The organism is Alkalihalobacillus sp. FSL W8-0930 (genome assembly GCA_037965595.1).
GTDB lineage: Bacteria > Bacillota > Bacilli > Bacillales > Bacillaceae_D > Alkalicoccobacillus.
This window is the reverse complement of the sequence record CP150183.1, coordinates 707709-721313: the sequence shown is the minus strand read 5'-3', so window position 1 is coordinate 721313 and position 13605 is coordinate 707709. Positions and strand designations below refer to the sequence as shown.

The 13605-nt window shown below is 41.7% G+C and carries 18 protein-coding genes, 1 pseudogene and 1 riboswitch; of the genes and pseudogenes, 9 read left to right on the top strand and 10 right to left on the bottom strand.

Features of this window, described 5'->3' with window-relative positions; translation table 11 throughout:
• Positions 1-37: 37 nt before the first annotated feature.
• Positions 38-508 (bottom strand): annotated as a pseudogene (locus NSQ54_03900) (GNAT family N-acetyltransferase).
• Positions 509-598: 90 nt separating this feature from the next.
• Between NSQ54_03900 and NSQ54_03895 the strand changes: the two are divergent.
• Positions 599-904, top strand: coding sequence for a DNA-binding protein (locus NSQ54_03895; protein ID WYP27269.1), 306 nt, complete (start codon positions 599-601; stop codon positions 902-904).
• A 67-nt stretch (positions 905-971) separates the two neighbouring features.
• The gene (locus NSQ54_03890) at positions 972-1205 is read left to right on the top strand and encodes a hypothetical protein (protein WYP27268.1); all 234 of its coding nucleotides are present in this window, start codon (positions 972-974) and stop codon (positions 1203-1205) included.
• Between the two features lie 37 nt (positions 1206-1242).
• On the opposite strand, the gene NSQ54_03885 is transcribed toward NSQ54_03890, so the two are convergent.
• Positions 1243-1878 carry a helix-turn-helix domain-containing protein gene (locus tag NSQ54_03885; protein WYP27267.1) on the bottom strand — a complete coding sequence of 212 codons (636 nt, stop codon included), beginning with the start codon at positions 1876-1878 and terminating at the stop codon, positions 1243-1245.
• 164 nt (positions 1879-2042) lie between these two features.
• Here NSQ54_03885 and NSQ54_03880 point away from each other — a divergent pair, with 164 nt between their 5' ends.
• Positions 2043-3497 carry an MDR family MFS transporter gene (locus tag NSQ54_03880; GenBank protein WYP27266.1) on the top strand — a complete coding sequence of 485 codons (1455 nt, stop codon included), beginning with the start codon at positions 2043-2045 and terminating at the stop codon, positions 3495-3497.
• A 51-nt stretch (positions 3498-3548) separates the two neighbouring features.
• Positions 3549-3715: riboswitch (M-box (ykoK) riboswitch) on the top strand.
• Between the two features lie 122 nt (positions 3716-3837).
• Positions 3838-4794, top strand: coding sequence for a magnesium transporter (locus NSQ54_03875; protein WYP27265.1), 957 nt, complete (start codon positions 3838-3840; stop codon positions 4792-4794).
• A gap of 39 nt (positions 4795-4833) precedes the next feature.
• On the opposite strand, the gene NSQ54_03870 is transcribed toward NSQ54_03875, so the two are convergent.
• The 3 genes from NSQ54_03870 to modA form a co-directional block, all read right to left on the bottom strand.
• Positions 4834-5652: an STAS domain-containing protein gene (locus NSQ54_03870; protein ID WYP27264.1), complete on the bottom strand. Its 819-nt coding sequence runs from the start codon at positions 5650-5652 to the stop codon at positions 4834-4836.
• A 77-nt stretch (positions 5653-5729) separates the two neighbouring features.
• Positions 5730-6404: a molybdate ABC transporter permease subunit gene (gene modB, locus NSQ54_03865; GenBank protein ID WYP27263.1), complete on the bottom strand. Its 675-nt coding sequence runs from the start codon at positions 6402-6404 to the stop codon at positions 5730-5732.
• Positions 6405-6406: 2 nt separating this feature from the next.
• Positions 6407-7168, bottom strand: a complete 762-nt coding sequence (gene modA / locus NSQ54_03860; GenBank protein WYP27262.1) for a molybdate ABC transporter substrate-binding protein — start codon at positions 7166-7168, stop codon at positions 6407-6409.
• 166 nt (positions 7169-7334) lie between these two features.
• On the opposite strand from modA, the gene NSQ54_03855 reads away from it, so the two are divergent.
• Genes NSQ54_03855 through NSQ54_03845 form a run of 3 tightly spaced genes read left to right on the top strand, consistent with a single transcriptional unit; the run spans position 7335 to position 8719 of the window.
• Positions 7335-7778, top strand: a complete 444-nt coding sequence (locus tag NSQ54_03855) for a MarR family transcriptional regulator (GenBank protein ID WYP27261.1) — start codon at positions 7335-7337, stop codon at positions 7776-7778.
• A 3-nt stretch (positions 7779-7781) separates the two neighbouring features.
• The gene (locus tag NSQ54_03850; GenBank protein ID WYP27260.1) at positions 7782-8417 is read left to right on the top strand and encodes a nitroreductase family protein; all 636 of its coding nucleotides are present in this window, start codon (positions 7782-7784) and stop codon (positions 8415-8417) included.
• 5 nt (positions 8418-8422) lie between these two features.
• On the top strand, positions 8423-8719 hold the full coding sequence (locus NSQ54_03845) for a putative quinol monooxygenase (GenBank protein WYP27259.1): 297 nt from the start codon (positions 8423-8425) through the stop codon (positions 8717-8719).
• A gap of 388 nt (positions 8720-9107) precedes the next feature.
• Here NSQ54_03845 and NSQ54_03840 read toward each other — a convergent pair whose 3' ends face one another.
• Complete coding sequence (locus NSQ54_03840; GenBank protein ID WYP28490.1) at positions 9108-9734, bottom strand: pentapeptide repeat-containing protein; 627 nt, start codon at positions 9732-9734, stop codon at positions 9108-9110.
• A gap of 138 nt (positions 9735-9872) precedes the next feature.
• Here NSQ54_03840 and NSQ54_03835 point away from each other — a divergent pair, with 138 nt between their 5' ends.
• Together NSQ54_03835 and chrA are read left to right on the top strand one after the other, a co-directional pair.
• The gene (locus NSQ54_03835; GenBank protein ID WYP27258.1) at positions 9873-10181 is read left to right on the top strand and encodes a PadR family transcriptional regulator; all 309 of its coding nucleotides are present in this window, start codon (positions 9873-9875) and stop codon (positions 10179-10181) included.
• Positions 10182-10195: 14 nt separating this feature from the next.
• Positions 10196-11371 carry a chromate efflux transporter gene (chrA, locus tag NSQ54_03830; protein ID WYP27257.1) on the top strand — a complete coding sequence of 392 codons (1176 nt, stop codon included), beginning with the start codon at positions 10196-10198 and terminating at the stop codon, positions 11369-11371.
• A 38-nt stretch (positions 11372-11409) separates the two neighbouring features.
• On the opposite strand, the gene NSQ54_03825 is transcribed toward chrA, so the two are convergent.
• The 4 genes from NSQ54_03825 to NSQ54_03810 form a co-directional block, all read right to left on the bottom strand.
• On the bottom strand, positions 11410-12288 hold the full coding sequence (locus NSQ54_03825) for a cation diffusion facilitator family transporter (GenBank protein ID WYP27256.1): 879 nt from the start codon (positions 12286-12288) through the stop codon (positions 11410-11412).
• 143 nt (positions 12289-12431) lie between these two features.
• Complete coding sequence (locus NSQ54_03820; protein WYP27255.1) at positions 12432-12920, bottom strand: GNAT family N-acetyltransferase; 489 nt, start codon at positions 12918-12920, stop codon at positions 12432-12434.
• Between the two features lie 24 nt (positions 12921-12944).
• Positions 12945-13211 carry a hypothetical protein gene (locus NSQ54_03815; GenBank protein ID WYP27254.1) on the bottom strand — a complete coding sequence of 89 codons (267 nt, stop codon included), beginning with the start codon at positions 13209-13211 and terminating at the stop codon, positions 12945-12947.
• A gap of 90 nt (positions 13212-13301) precedes the next feature.
• Positions 13302-13601: a TIGR04104 family putative zinc finger protein gene (locus NSQ54_03810; protein ID WYP27253.1), complete on the bottom strand. Its 300-nt coding sequence runs from the start codon at positions 13599-13601 to the stop codon at positions 13302-13304.
• Between the last annotated feature and the right edge of the window lie 4 nt (positions 13602-13605).

Below are 13605 nucleotides of genomic sequence, written 5' to 3'. Positions count from 1 at the left end.
CCGGTCCGTCTTGTTCGGTTAACAACGAAATATAGATAAGCTCCTTCACAAGCTCAAGCTCATCAAACAACGGAATTCCGTTCTCCCCAATAAGAGGAATCTCCGGTTTTTGTTTTCTCGCTTCAGTCACTGCGTCCTTCATAACACGTGCCAAGCGATACCCTCTCTTTTGATAGAACCCCAGCGCCTTCATATTATCGTTTGTTGTAATGAGTTTTATTTCATTACAGGTTCGCTTCACTTCAAACTCAACTGCTTCAAGTAAAGCTGAGCCAATTCCTTTCCCTTCATCTAAGCTGTCTAAAGAGATCACTTCGCACACTCTATCTATCTCTGTATATGTAATAAGACCTCTAATCTCATCTTTATCATTGCATACAATGAACCCATCTAACTCCTTGCAATCATACACTCCACTTGAGGTAACCATTTCGCAAGAACCCCAATTCGAGATAAAAAACTGTTCAACGTTGTGACGTTGTTTTTCGGTTATTTTATGGACATTCATCTTGATGCCTCCCTCTGCTAATTTATTCTACTCCTTATTGGGTAATTATGGTATAGTGAACGCATACAAATATTGAAAAGGCGTGGTAGTATGGATATCTGGTTTGCAATTGGAGCCGTTGGATTTGCTTATTTTATTGGAGATGGATTGAAACATTTTAAACAATGCAAACCAAAAAGTGAGAACTATAGTGATTTTTTAGATGATGAAATCTGGGGTACACCCAAACTCGTTAAAGAAAGCAAAATCCACGATTACACAGGCCTTTCAAAGGAGGATGCAACGTCTCTTGTAAAGGATTATCCGTCAGTTCCTCACATAAAAGTTAACGGTCAAATCTATTTCCCTTTGAAAAAACTAAAGGCTTGGATCGACAACCTTCCAAATGAATCATGATGTTTTAAAATCTCCTGTACCGGTAATGGCATACATATAGGACATGAATGACTAGGAGGTTTTACACATGAACAAGGTGAAAGAGTTAGAGGTAGGCAATCACTATAAGGCTGCAGACATTGATCAGTTTCTTTCAACATCGGATGTGGTGATTCTCTCTTCAAATGAAAGTGATGTATTTTCTCATCCGGAGCGCGAGTATAAAGTGGTTCAGATGTTTGAAGGATTGTTTGAGCATTCCTCAAATGACGGGGAAAAGTATTATCGAAAGAAGCCAGCATATGTGCTAGACAAAGTCTAAGCTAAACCACAAGAAACCCTCAACCATGAGTTGAGGGTTATTTATTTGTTTTTAAATTTGGTTCGATCATTGGCATCATTAAATGATCAGCAATGTTTTCGATGTAGGATCGGTCATACGGTTTTCGCACGAGAAACAACCGATAGACGATGAGAGCGGGACCGACATCAGCTAGCAAATCTAGCTTATCAGAGTGCAAGTTATGGTTTTCTTTTAGATAAGGCTCAATCATTTTCCATAGTGCGGCTCTTAACTTACGATAAAAATCGTTGTGTAACCCTTGCTCTAGTTCTTTATTATGAGGCATTGCCGAACCAATCGCTGTCATGGCTTGTTGATAGACTTCATGCTCTTCTCGGAAGCAAAAGCATAGCAAGTCAATTAACTGTTCCCGTAGCTCTTTTGTCTGGTCGATTTCATCTATAATCGATTCAAATGGACTGATAGAGGATACGGCATGGATGACAAGCTCCTCTTTTGATGCCCACCTACGATATATGGTTGCTTTGCCTACCTTTGCATGGTGTGCAATCGCTTCAATTGTTAATGCATCAAACCCAACCTCTGCCAGAAGCTCTAAGGTCGTCTGAACGATGACCTCGTTACGGGATAAATCCATCGGTCTACCACGTTTCGTTTCTTCATCCTGTTGCGGCTTAACGGAATCACTCATGATAAATTTCCCCCTTATGAGCTTACCTGTGGTTCCATCATACCAGTAATTTTCTTTTTTTAAAATAAAAAACGAAACGATTGCGTTTCGTTTCTTCTGGTGGTACGATACGTTAGGAAACGATACCGTTTCGTAAATGAATTGATGTATGGGGAGGAATGTATGTGGACGTAGGACATACAGAAGTAAGTGCAAAAAAAGAGATGCCTGAGATAAAGGTCGTACCGCTTTTAGCTGTATTGCTTTCAGGCGCATTTGTTGCCATCTTAAATGAAACGATTTTAAACGTCGCATTAAATGCCATTACGGAGGACTTTAATGTTGCGTATAGTACGGTTCAGTGGTTAGTCACTGGTTATATGCTGATCATCGGAACACTGATTCCGATCTCAGCCTATTTTATGCAGCGTTTTACAACGCGTCAGCTATTTATCACAGCGATGTCGTTATTTACACTTGGGACCGTGATATCAGGATTTAGCCCAGTGTTCTCTATCTTACTTGTCGGACGACTCGTTCAAGCGGTCGCAACTGCGATTATGATTCCGCTACTTACAAACGTCATCCTATCTGTTATCCCGATCGAGCGTCGCGGTGCAGCCATGGGTATGGTTGGTCTCGTTATTATGTTTGCACCAGCCATTGGTCCAACTGTATCAGGATTAATAGTAGAGAGCTTGTCTTGGCGTTGGTTGTTCTTTATCGTTATACCAATTGCGATCTTCTCACTTCTTTTCGGAATGAAAGTCTTAAAGAATGTGACAGAGGTTTCAAAGCCAAGTCTAGATATTCTTTCTTTTATTCTATCAACACTTGGATTCGGTGGAATTGTTTATGGATTTAGCGCTGCCGGGAAAGGTGACGCTAGCTTCACTGATCCTGTTGTCTTCACTTGTTTAATCGTTGGGTTTGTATCACTTGGTTTATTCAGCTGGAGACAGCTACGTCTAGAGAAGCCAATGCTTGATATTCGCGTGTTCCGCTATCCAATGTTCTTAGTGGGATTACTCCTTGTTATGCTTGTGATGATGACGATGTTTGCAATGATGCTTGTCTTGCCGTTATACATGCAGGGCGCTCTAGCCTTATCTGCTGTAACTGCCGGACTTGTTATGCTTCCTGGTGGATTAATTAACGGAGCGATGTCACCAATTATGGGACGCCTATTTGATAAATTTGGGCCTCGCCCAATTCTAATTCCAGGTACGATCCTTTTAGCAATCTCTGTTTTTACATTCCGTTTTACCACTCCAGGTGTTCCTGTGTGGATCATCGTGCTTCAGCACACGTTCTTAATGATCTCAGTGGCAATGATTATGATGCCTGCACAAACAAACGGTTTGAATCAATTACCGACAAAGCTTTATCCACACGGTACGGCCATTGCTAATACGCTAATGCAGGTATCTGGTGCCATTGGTGCAGCTCTGTTTATTGCTGTTATGGAGAATGGACAGCAAAACTTCCTTGCTGATATTGCGAATCCTACTGATGCAGATACAATTGATGCTATGACGTACGGTTCACAGTTAAGCTTCTCTACAGGCCTTTATTTTGCATGTGCTGCTGTGATCTTAGCACTGCTTGTTCGTCGCAGTAAGCAAAGCGAATTAAAATAAATGCAAGATTGACAAATGATGTAATACGTTTTACGATAGTCATCGAACAGAATAAAGGATCGTTAGGTGAGGCTCCTGTGTTGGAGATACGCTGCTGCCCGGAAACATCGAAAGACGCCAACGGGTCAACAGGAACCATCGAGATAAGGTGGTTTTTAACGTAGCTGGTATTATCCTATGCCACACAGTGCTAAAGCTCTACGAATGAGGTCTGCAATCATGTTGGATTAGATGTACCCGTATGCGTATTAAGCATGCTCTAACCGCTATTTTTTAAAGGTATCTTCATTCGTTGAAGGTACCTTTTTTCTGTTTCCGAGTCTCGAGAGGAGGAAACAACATGCAAGCAATGACACTCAAATCAATGATGAGCACCACCTTTTTAACGTATGTAGATACGCTCTCTGTAGAGGACGTTCTACACCGACTGAAGACAACAGAATCTCCTTCCACATCGTCAAATTTATACGTGGTGAACGAAGACGAAAAATTAGTAGGTACCCTGTCGTTTAAAGATCTTATCACCTCAGATCATCATCTATTAATCTCAGACATTATGTACTCACCTTGTTTATCTATAGGGCTGCATGAAGATTTGAATCAAATAACAGAGCAGATCAGAGACACCAATGAACATGCGATGCCTGTCCTTAATGAAAGAAATCATATCGTTGGCGTTATCACCACAAACGAATTGCAAAGAGCAATTGACGTATCCATCAAACCAACACAAGAAGAATTAAGCACGGACCTCGCCCTCTCTCCCATAGCCGGGGCAGGTAAACGAACGCCTTGGTTAATCTTATTAATGATCATCGGTTTGTTGACGGGCGGTGTTATCAAACACTTTGAACAGGCACTTGAATCTGTCGTACTACTAGCCATCTTTATCCCTTTAGTCATGGGATCTGCCGGTAACATTGGGACACAGTCCTTAGCCCTTGTTGTGAGAGGGTTATCTTCAGAAACTCTCAGTCGTAGAGCAATCATAACGATATTAAAAAAACAGCTTGGTACAGGAATTCTTACAGGTCTGGCATGTGGAGTCTTTATTTCGCTACTCATTCCACTGCTTCCTTACTTCGGTGGCAGCTGGCTCATTGGAGGTATTGTTGGAGTGGCCATATCGTTGTCGTTATCGATTACATGTTTACTTGGTGCCGTTGTTCCTTTACTACTCTATCAGCTTAAAATGGATCCGGCTTTTGCATCCGGTCCTTGTGTCACAGCCATTAGCGATATTCTTAGCTTATTTATTTATTTTTATATTGCAAGTTCTCTACTCGATTACTTATAAAAAAAGGCGGGCACCTTGATTCGGTGTCCGCCCTCCTTATTAATCTACAAGCTTCTTATGTTCAATGGCTTTACGTAAGCTTGAATACACTTTCCCTTCAACCTTAATTCCGAGATTCACCATCGTTTGTGCAACCTCTGGGCGCACCCCGCTCAGAACCGAATCAATGCCAATTAACTTTAATGAAGACATCACTTTAAAGATTTGCCCGGCCACCATCGTATCGACTACGCTGACACCGGAAAGATCAATAATGATTCGACTAAGCTTTAATTCAGCGCCTTGATCCAAAGCGTTTAACAAAAGGTATTGTGCCCGGTTTGTATCAATCTCCCCAATAAGCGGAATAACGCCGGTATCCTTCGTGAGTTGAACAACAGGTACGGAGAGCTCATCAATCGCATACTTTGCTACTTCAATGGTTCGATGAAATTCTTCCATATATGACCGGCTAACAATCTGCACAGCTTGGTCAACAACCGCATCAAATTCAGAGATAATGGAGTAAAACTCATTAATGCTTAGTTCTTGACGAATTGCTTCATCTCTCACAATTTCACCAATGCTGTTTCGGTAAAAAGAAATCTCATGCAAGCCGACGTCTAAAGGGAACTTTAACTGAACAAGTAAGCCTGATACTTCTTTGCCCCACTCTTCAATATCATGGCTCGAAGAATCTGGAGAGGTCATAATTGAATTAGCATAAACCTCAATCAGTTGTTTTCTCCAAGGAGATAGTTGCATCGTTAATGTATTATCACTAACAACTGAGTGCCCCTGTGGCATTGAGATTAGCTCATCCTTTTGCTTCAAGATCTCGTCTTTTATAGCCTGGAAGTTCTCATTTGAACCCTGCATGTATAAAACTCCTAAATGATTAGACTTTTAACTCTTCCCTAACTGTAACATTGATTCATTGAATATCAATGAATAACCTAGACTGAATGAGGATCGATCTTTTTAAATCTCTGAACAACAGCAAGTAATACAAAGGCAAACAAAATAATGGAGAAGACCCAATAGTAGGCGAGCAGTACATTTCCAGACTCCACGGCAATGTAAATGCTTGTTGGGATGGTTCGTGTGATTCCCGCAATACTCCCGGCAAACATTAACGTGGCCCCAAACTCTCCAAGCGCTCGAGCAAAGCCCAGCATATAAGCCGAAACAACCTGTCGCCACGTCATTGGAAGCGTCACATGATAAAATACCTTCCATTCGCTCGCCCCCATCTGTCTCGCCGCTTGCTCAAGCTCATCCTCAACTGCCTCAAACCCGTTAATCAGCATTTGATAAATTAACGGAAATGCCACTACAGTAGCTGCTATAACAGCCGCTAAATAGGAGAAGACAATGCTCTGATTAAATGCGGCTTCAAACCATTGACCAAGTGGGCTTCTCCTCCCAAAAATCACAAGCAGTCCAAATCCAATGACAGTTGGTGGCAGAACTAACGGAAGCATAAGGATTGTCTCTACAATAATTTTTCCTTTAAAGGTTCGTTTCTTTAACCACCAAGCGAAAAGGACGGCTAAAAGAAATGCGAGAATGCTGGCAACCATGACAACTCTCAATGAGACAATAATGGGGGTCCAAAACTCTTCTCCCATTCCTATTCTCCTCTTCTGAATCCATACGATTCAAATACATTCAGTGCTTCTTCTGTTTGTAAGTAATCATAAAAGTCTACGGCTGGCTCTTTATTCGCTGCTTCTTTTAAGAGACCAATTGGGTAGTGAATAGGGTCATGAGTATCTTCAGGTATGATGTCAATAAGCTCTACACTTGATGATGTTCGTGCATTCGTTTCATACACAAGGCCTGCATCTGCATTTCCTGTTTCTACATAAGTAAGAACCTGACGGACATCCGATCCGTAAATCAAGCGGTCTTCTACCTCGTCCCACAGGCTGAGCGATTCTAGGGCTTGCTTTGAGTATCTTCCTGCTGGTACGCTTTCAGGTTGTCCAATGGAGATCTTCTTTAGCTGTTCATTTGAGAGATCTTGAACGTCTTGTAATGAGTCCGTAACCTCCGGAGTAGCAATGAGGACAAGTCGGTTCATCAGCAGATTAGAAGACTCTTCGATTTCATCATTCTCCATTAATTGATTCATATCAGTGGCTGAAGCAGAAAGAAACAAATCTGCTGGAGCACCTTGTGTAATTTGTTCTCGGAGCTTTCCAGAAGATCCGTAATTTATCACAAGCTTTACATGATGTTCCTCTTCATATGTAGGCTTCATTTCCTCAAGTGCATCTGTTAAACTTGCCGCTGCCATCACGTGGATCTCTTCTGACTGCGGGGAATCAGCATTTGCTCCACAACCAGCAAGCATCATCGTAAGCACTAGAGCTCCCATGGTTTTCTTCATTCGTACCACTTCCAAGCTTTAATTTGTTCTGTTTATTATAAAGTAAACGGCATAAGAAGGAAATTCATCTTATACAAAATCAATTCAGTTGACAGTTTTATGTTTATCGATTATTATTTGATACGTCAATGATTGACCCATCAAACAATTTTGGAGGTGAACGCTTTTGCGGGATCATGAATCCACTCAAGCCAGGGCACTGTTTCGATTTAACGAAATTAATAAGCGACTGATGCCAAAGTTTGAGCGTTGTACAGGGATTAGCCAGTCTCGTCTTGAAGTTATTCATGCCATTTATGAAGCAACCGAATTAAGCCAAAAAGAACTACAGCAGCGCGTTAATATTGACAATGCTGCAATCACCCGTCACCTCAAGCAGCTTGAAGAAAAGGGCATGGTCACCAGGCGTAAATCTGAAGAAGATAACCGTGTCACCTTTGTTAAGATGACAGAAGAAGGCCTGCGCCGTGTTCACTCTTATTGTGATGAACGAACTCATTTTACAGAGCAACTGTTCCGGGGGCTTTCAGAACAAGACTGCCTCACACTAGATCAGCTATTAAGCCAGATCCAAGAAAATATTGATTCAATCGAAAAAAAGGAGAAATAAATCATGCAACCAACAAAGTCAAATGACTTTAATGAAATCGTTCTAGGTCGCCGTTCCATCCGTTCGTACGACCAAAGTGTAAAAATTAGCCGAGACGAATTAAGCGAAATCATCGCTGAAGCTTCAAAGGCTCCGTCTTCTGTGAATCTTCAGCCTTGGCGTTTTGTAGTGATTGATACACCAGAAGGAAAAGAAACTCTAACTCCACTTGCAAAATTCAACAAAACTCAAGTGGAAACATCTTCAGCAGTCATTGCTGTTTTTGCAGATATGCAAAGCCAAGAGTACCTTGAAGGCATCCTTACAACAGCTGTTGAAAAAGGATTTATGCCTCAAGAAGTGAAAGACCGTCAAATGAAAACTGTTGCTGGACTACTAGCTGGGATGAGCTATGATCAGTTAAAAGAAATGAACGTCATTGATGCGAGCCTAATCTCCATGCAGCTCATGCTTGTTGCCCGCGCACACGGGTATGATACAAATCCAATGGGTGGATATGAAAAAGGCAAAATTGCCGAAGCATTTAACATGGATAAAGAACGCTACTATCCGGTAATGCTACTGTCTATCGGAAAAGCAAACGAAGAAGGCTACTCTTCTTCACGTCTAGATGTCAATCAAATTGTAGAATGGAGATAACAAACATGATTATTACACACGTACGTTTTCAAATTAAACCAGAAAAAGAAGAAGGCTTCTTAGCGCTCATGCACAACCTCGTAGCAGAAACTCGTAAAGAAGAAGGCAATATTTCATATGAGCTAATGAAAAGCACAGAAGAAGAGCATACCTACTCCATGATCGAAACATGGAAAGACGAAGAAGCAACGAAGATTCATAACGCGAGCGAGCATTTCACTGCGTTTTTAAAAGAAATCCCTGAATTCTTAGCTGGACCTGCTGAAGCAAAAGCATTCGCTGGAGAACAATTGGAACTATAGTTAATGTTTGAGAATGCCCGGTTGAATCCGGGCATTTTTTTGTTGAGATCGATTGAACGGATGTATCTGTGCTCCAGCCCGATGTATTTGCCCTTTCCTCGATGTATTTCTACTCCAGTCCGTTGTATTTCCCTTTTCCTCGATGTATTTCTGCTCTAGACCGATGTATTTGCTCTTTCCCGGATGTATTTCTGCTCTAACCCGATGTATTTGCCCTTGTCCGGATGTATTTCTGCTCTAGCCCGATGTATTTCCCTTTTCTCCGATGTATTGCTGCTCCAACCCGTTGTATTTGCTCATTTCCCGATGTATATCAGTCTATCCTCTTGATTATCCAACGCCTACATAAAAAGAGAGGATCATCACCTGATCCTCTCCCCCTCCCGTCCTACTTCACAACCAGCCCCAGCATTCTCGCAAAGGCAAGTGCCTGCCACTCTGATACGATGCAGCCTTTTAAGTCCTCGAGTGAAACAACTAAGGAATCGAATTGCGATGTACTTAGATCAATTCCTTTTAGTTTCGTACGGTCAAAGCTTACACCATCAAGCTTACTTTCCGTATATTTAACCTCTTTCAGTTTACATTGGAAGAAATCAGCACTTGTCAGATTACACGCTTGGAAAGCCACTTTCTCCATTTTTGAATCACCGAATTGGCTAAGGTTTAATAAGCATTCATCAAATGTGACATGTCCGAACCGCCCATCCGATAAGTCCGCACCCATGAACTTACAATTTTTAAATGTGACGCGGTGGATACTCGCTTCGCTTAAGTCTGAATTCGAGAAATCACAGTGTTCAAACTGTACATCTGTTAGATCAATTCGTTGAAAGCGATTGTTCTGAAACGAACACTTTGAAATGATCATGTTTGATAAATGAACTCGGTCTATTGTTTCATTTTCAAAAATGGATCCAGAGATATTCATTTGGCTTAGATATGGATCTTCGTCATCAAAGATCTGGCGGAAATCTCCCGTGATCAATCGCTCTGATATGTTTGGTTTTTTCATTTTCAAGATGTAACACCTACTCTAGTTTTTGTATTCATCTTAAGTATACCATCCCCTTGTCAACCTCCCTCCTGTTGACAATAGACGAAAATCGATATAGACTTTCGATATCGAAATTAGAAATAAGGGGACGAAAACATGGAAGGACGAGTCATTCGAAAATTATTTTTAGGGTTCATCCAGATTCATATCCTTCACCACGCAAAAGAGCACCCGGTGTACGGTGTGTGGATGGTTGAAGAACTGAAGGAGCACGGATACGAGATCAGTAGTGGGACTCTCTATCCAATCTTACACAGCATGGAATCAGATGGACTCCTAACGAGAGAAGACCGCAATGTGGAGGGGAAAATTAGAAAATATTACTCCACCACAAAACAAGGGGAAGACGTACTAGTTGAAGCACGAAACAAGGCGTATGAATTATTTAAGGAAATCAAAGAGTAACGTAGGAGGCGAACATGACCTATTTTCAAAGACTACTTGAGATTTTAGTCGTGTCAACTAAACTTGGACTCACTTCATTTGGAGGGCCGATCGCGCATTTGGGGTACTTTCGAGAAGAATATGTAAACAAGCGTAAGTGGCTCACTGACAAGGCTTATGCAGACTTAGTGGCTCTCTGTCAGTTCCTCCCTGGTCCGGCAAGCAGCCAGGTTGGGATCGGGATCGGTGTGTCTCGCGCGGGGACACTTGGAGGGTTCATTTCATTCATTGGCTTCACCATGCCTTCTGTTCTTGCACTCATCCTATTCGTTTTTCTCGCTAATCAATTTAACGTTATGGACGCCGGCTTTATCCAAGGATTAAAGCTGACGGCAGTAGCGGTTGTCGCCCATGCGATCATCGGTATGGCTGCCAACCTGGCTCCTGACCTAAAGCGAAAGACAATTGTCTTGTTCTCACTTCTCGCCACATTACTTATTCCGCATGTTCTTACTCAGGTGAGTGTAATCGTGATCGCCGGTTTCATTGGATGGGTTCTATTTAAAGGCATCCAAACAACTCAAACGGAATCCTTTTCCATTCCACTTTCTAAAAAGGTTGGAGCCGTATGCTTAGCTCTCTTTTTTATTTTACTAGTTGGACTCCCTTTTCTCGCTACATGGATGTCCTCTACATGGGTTAGCATGATTGATAGCTTTTACCGTTCAGGCTCTCTCGTATTTGGAGGGGGGCATGTTGTTCTTCCATTACTTGAAAGAGAGTTTGTGCCAACCGGTCTTATAAGTGAAGAATCCTTCCTTGCAGGCTACGGCGCCGCACAGGCGGTTCCGGGTCCACTCTTTACATTTGCGGCGTACATAGGTGCGGATATTGCTGGTTGGACAGGCGGATTCATCGCAACGGCTGCCATTTTCCTACCTGCTTTTCTCTTAATCTTTGGTACACTACCATTCTGGTCGTCTCTAAGCCAACATAAACAAATGAAGGCCGCGCTACTCGGGGTAAATGCTGCAGTGGTTGGTATTTTAATATCTGCTTTTTACCAACCAATTTGGCTAAGTGCCATTGGCTCAACCTTAGACTTTGCGCTTGCAGCTCTCCTGTTCTTTATGCTTGCTTACTGGAAGCTGCCTCCTTGGACCGTTGTTGTTGCTGGAGCCATTGGTGGTCAGCTGTTGACCTTATTATAATCAAAAATCCCGTCCAGGAATGGATGGGATTTTTCATATTATTCTATATGACTCTTGCGCTCACTTTCCGGTTCTAGGTGAATGAGAATCTCTGCTTGATGAAACTCTTCAACAATTCGTTCTTCCATTCTGTCACATAAATGATGCAAGGTTTCTATGCTTTCATGTGATGACACAACGAGATGAAAGTCAATATACGCTTGAGCTCCGGCACGTCTTGTCCGAAAATCATGCACTTCAATATATTCCTCATCAAACGTTTCAATAATATCTAAGATCTGTTCTTCTTCCTCTTTTGACAACCGGGCATCAAGTAATGGAGGAAAGGCTTCCTTCATGAGCTTCACAGCTTCTACCATAATATAAATAGCTAGAACAATTCCAATGATCGGATCTAGAAAATACCAACCTGTAATCGCAACGATCAAAAGACCAATGGCTACCCCAAGTGACGTATATACATCTGTTAAAAGATGAAACGCATTTGATTTCATGGCTACAGATTGGACGCGGTCTGCTTCTTTTTTAACAACCTTTGAAACGATGAAATTAACAGTCGCTCCAACAAGCATCACTAGAATCGCAAGCATTGGCATCTGTATATCCTCTGGATGCAAAAGCTTATGGATACATTCATAAATAACCCAAATGCCTGCTACAAAAATGAGCAAGGTTTCGATCGTACCTGAAATGTTCTCTACTTTTCCATGGCCAAATGGATGCTCTGAATCAGCGGGCTTGCCAGAAATTCTTACAGAAACAAACGCAATAATAGAGGCCAGCATGTCCAATGAGGAGTGGATCGCCTCAGAAATAACGGCAACAGAGCCAGTCATGATACCCACAATAAATTTTAAAGTAAGAACGGACCCATTACTAATAACAGATAAAAGCGCGATGGAAGATGTTCGATTCATTAGATTCCCTCTTTGTGTTAAAGTCGAATCACATCGTACCACAGCCACTTTGAGTGGGTCTATAGCAATATTCTAACCCGAGTAAACATCTTTAAGCTATGCAAAAAAGAATTGCCTAAGGGAAATTCTTTTAGCGCATAGCCTTATTTATGGATCAGTTCAGGAATCAATTCTACTCTCCACTTTTCCTCCACTAACTCTTTGTTCGACTTGAGGTCAACCCAACTTTCAATAAGGGAAAAACCATTTTTTTGATAGAGCATGCGTGCACTCACAAGCTCCTGATTGGTGAAAAGGATGATTGATTTATAGTGCTGATCGATACAAAATTGAATCGCTGTTTGAATGAGTTTCTGGCCGTACCCCTTCCCTCTTAAGGATGGGTCCATTAAAAATAAACCTAATTGAGCGGTCTCATCATCTACCTCATTAATAGCTATTGAGCCCTTATTTTCCCCGTCTACTTCGACAATCCAAATGGACTCACGAGGGAGGTTTCGCGCAAGAAAGCCTTTCACCTTATGTTGAATAAAGGCCTTAAACGTTTCATCATACTGAAACTCCTGATGATACAACTCATAATGCGAATCTACAATAAATGAAAGATCGTGCTTGGTATATGTGCGAATCATAATGTACTCCTACTGATTATGTTTTTACTTCTTCTTCTTTAAGTCTTGAATTTCCTGCTGTAGTGCAGCAAGCTGGTTTTGAATCGCCGTCATATCCTGCTGTTGCGTTTCGTCCGCAAGCGCCTGGTTCGCCTCATCCACCTCAATTTGCTCTAAATCAATCGCCACACCAAGGGTTGCAATTGCATCGCCAATCGTCACTAAAATACTTCCAACATAGGCAAGCCGCGTCCCAAAATTAGGAGGATATCGACTCACTATTTCTTGTTTTTGCCCGTTGTATCTCTTCATAAGTAGCGCCCCTTAACATTAGTTTAATATTGTATGCGGGACATAACTTAAAAGAGATGCAGAGATTATGAATTAGGCAGGTGCCAGAGCCTAGAACATAAATTCTTCCTCATTGGAGAATTCAATAAGGAATGGATACAAGCTGATAAGTAGTAAGAACAAGCTAGGATAGATGAACAGAATAAGCATTACTGGAACTTGTAGCATTGTCACAATAGGTAACATGAGAGGAAAAATAAAACCTAATAGTCCGCTTTTCTTCTTCGATCGCTTCGTCACAAATTGTTCCTTCTCACACTTTGGACAAGGCATACCCGGACTAATTGTAAATGAACGCTTTAATGTCTGCCACCAAGTCCACTGTGCTCCACAATGATTGCATGTAGGCATATCT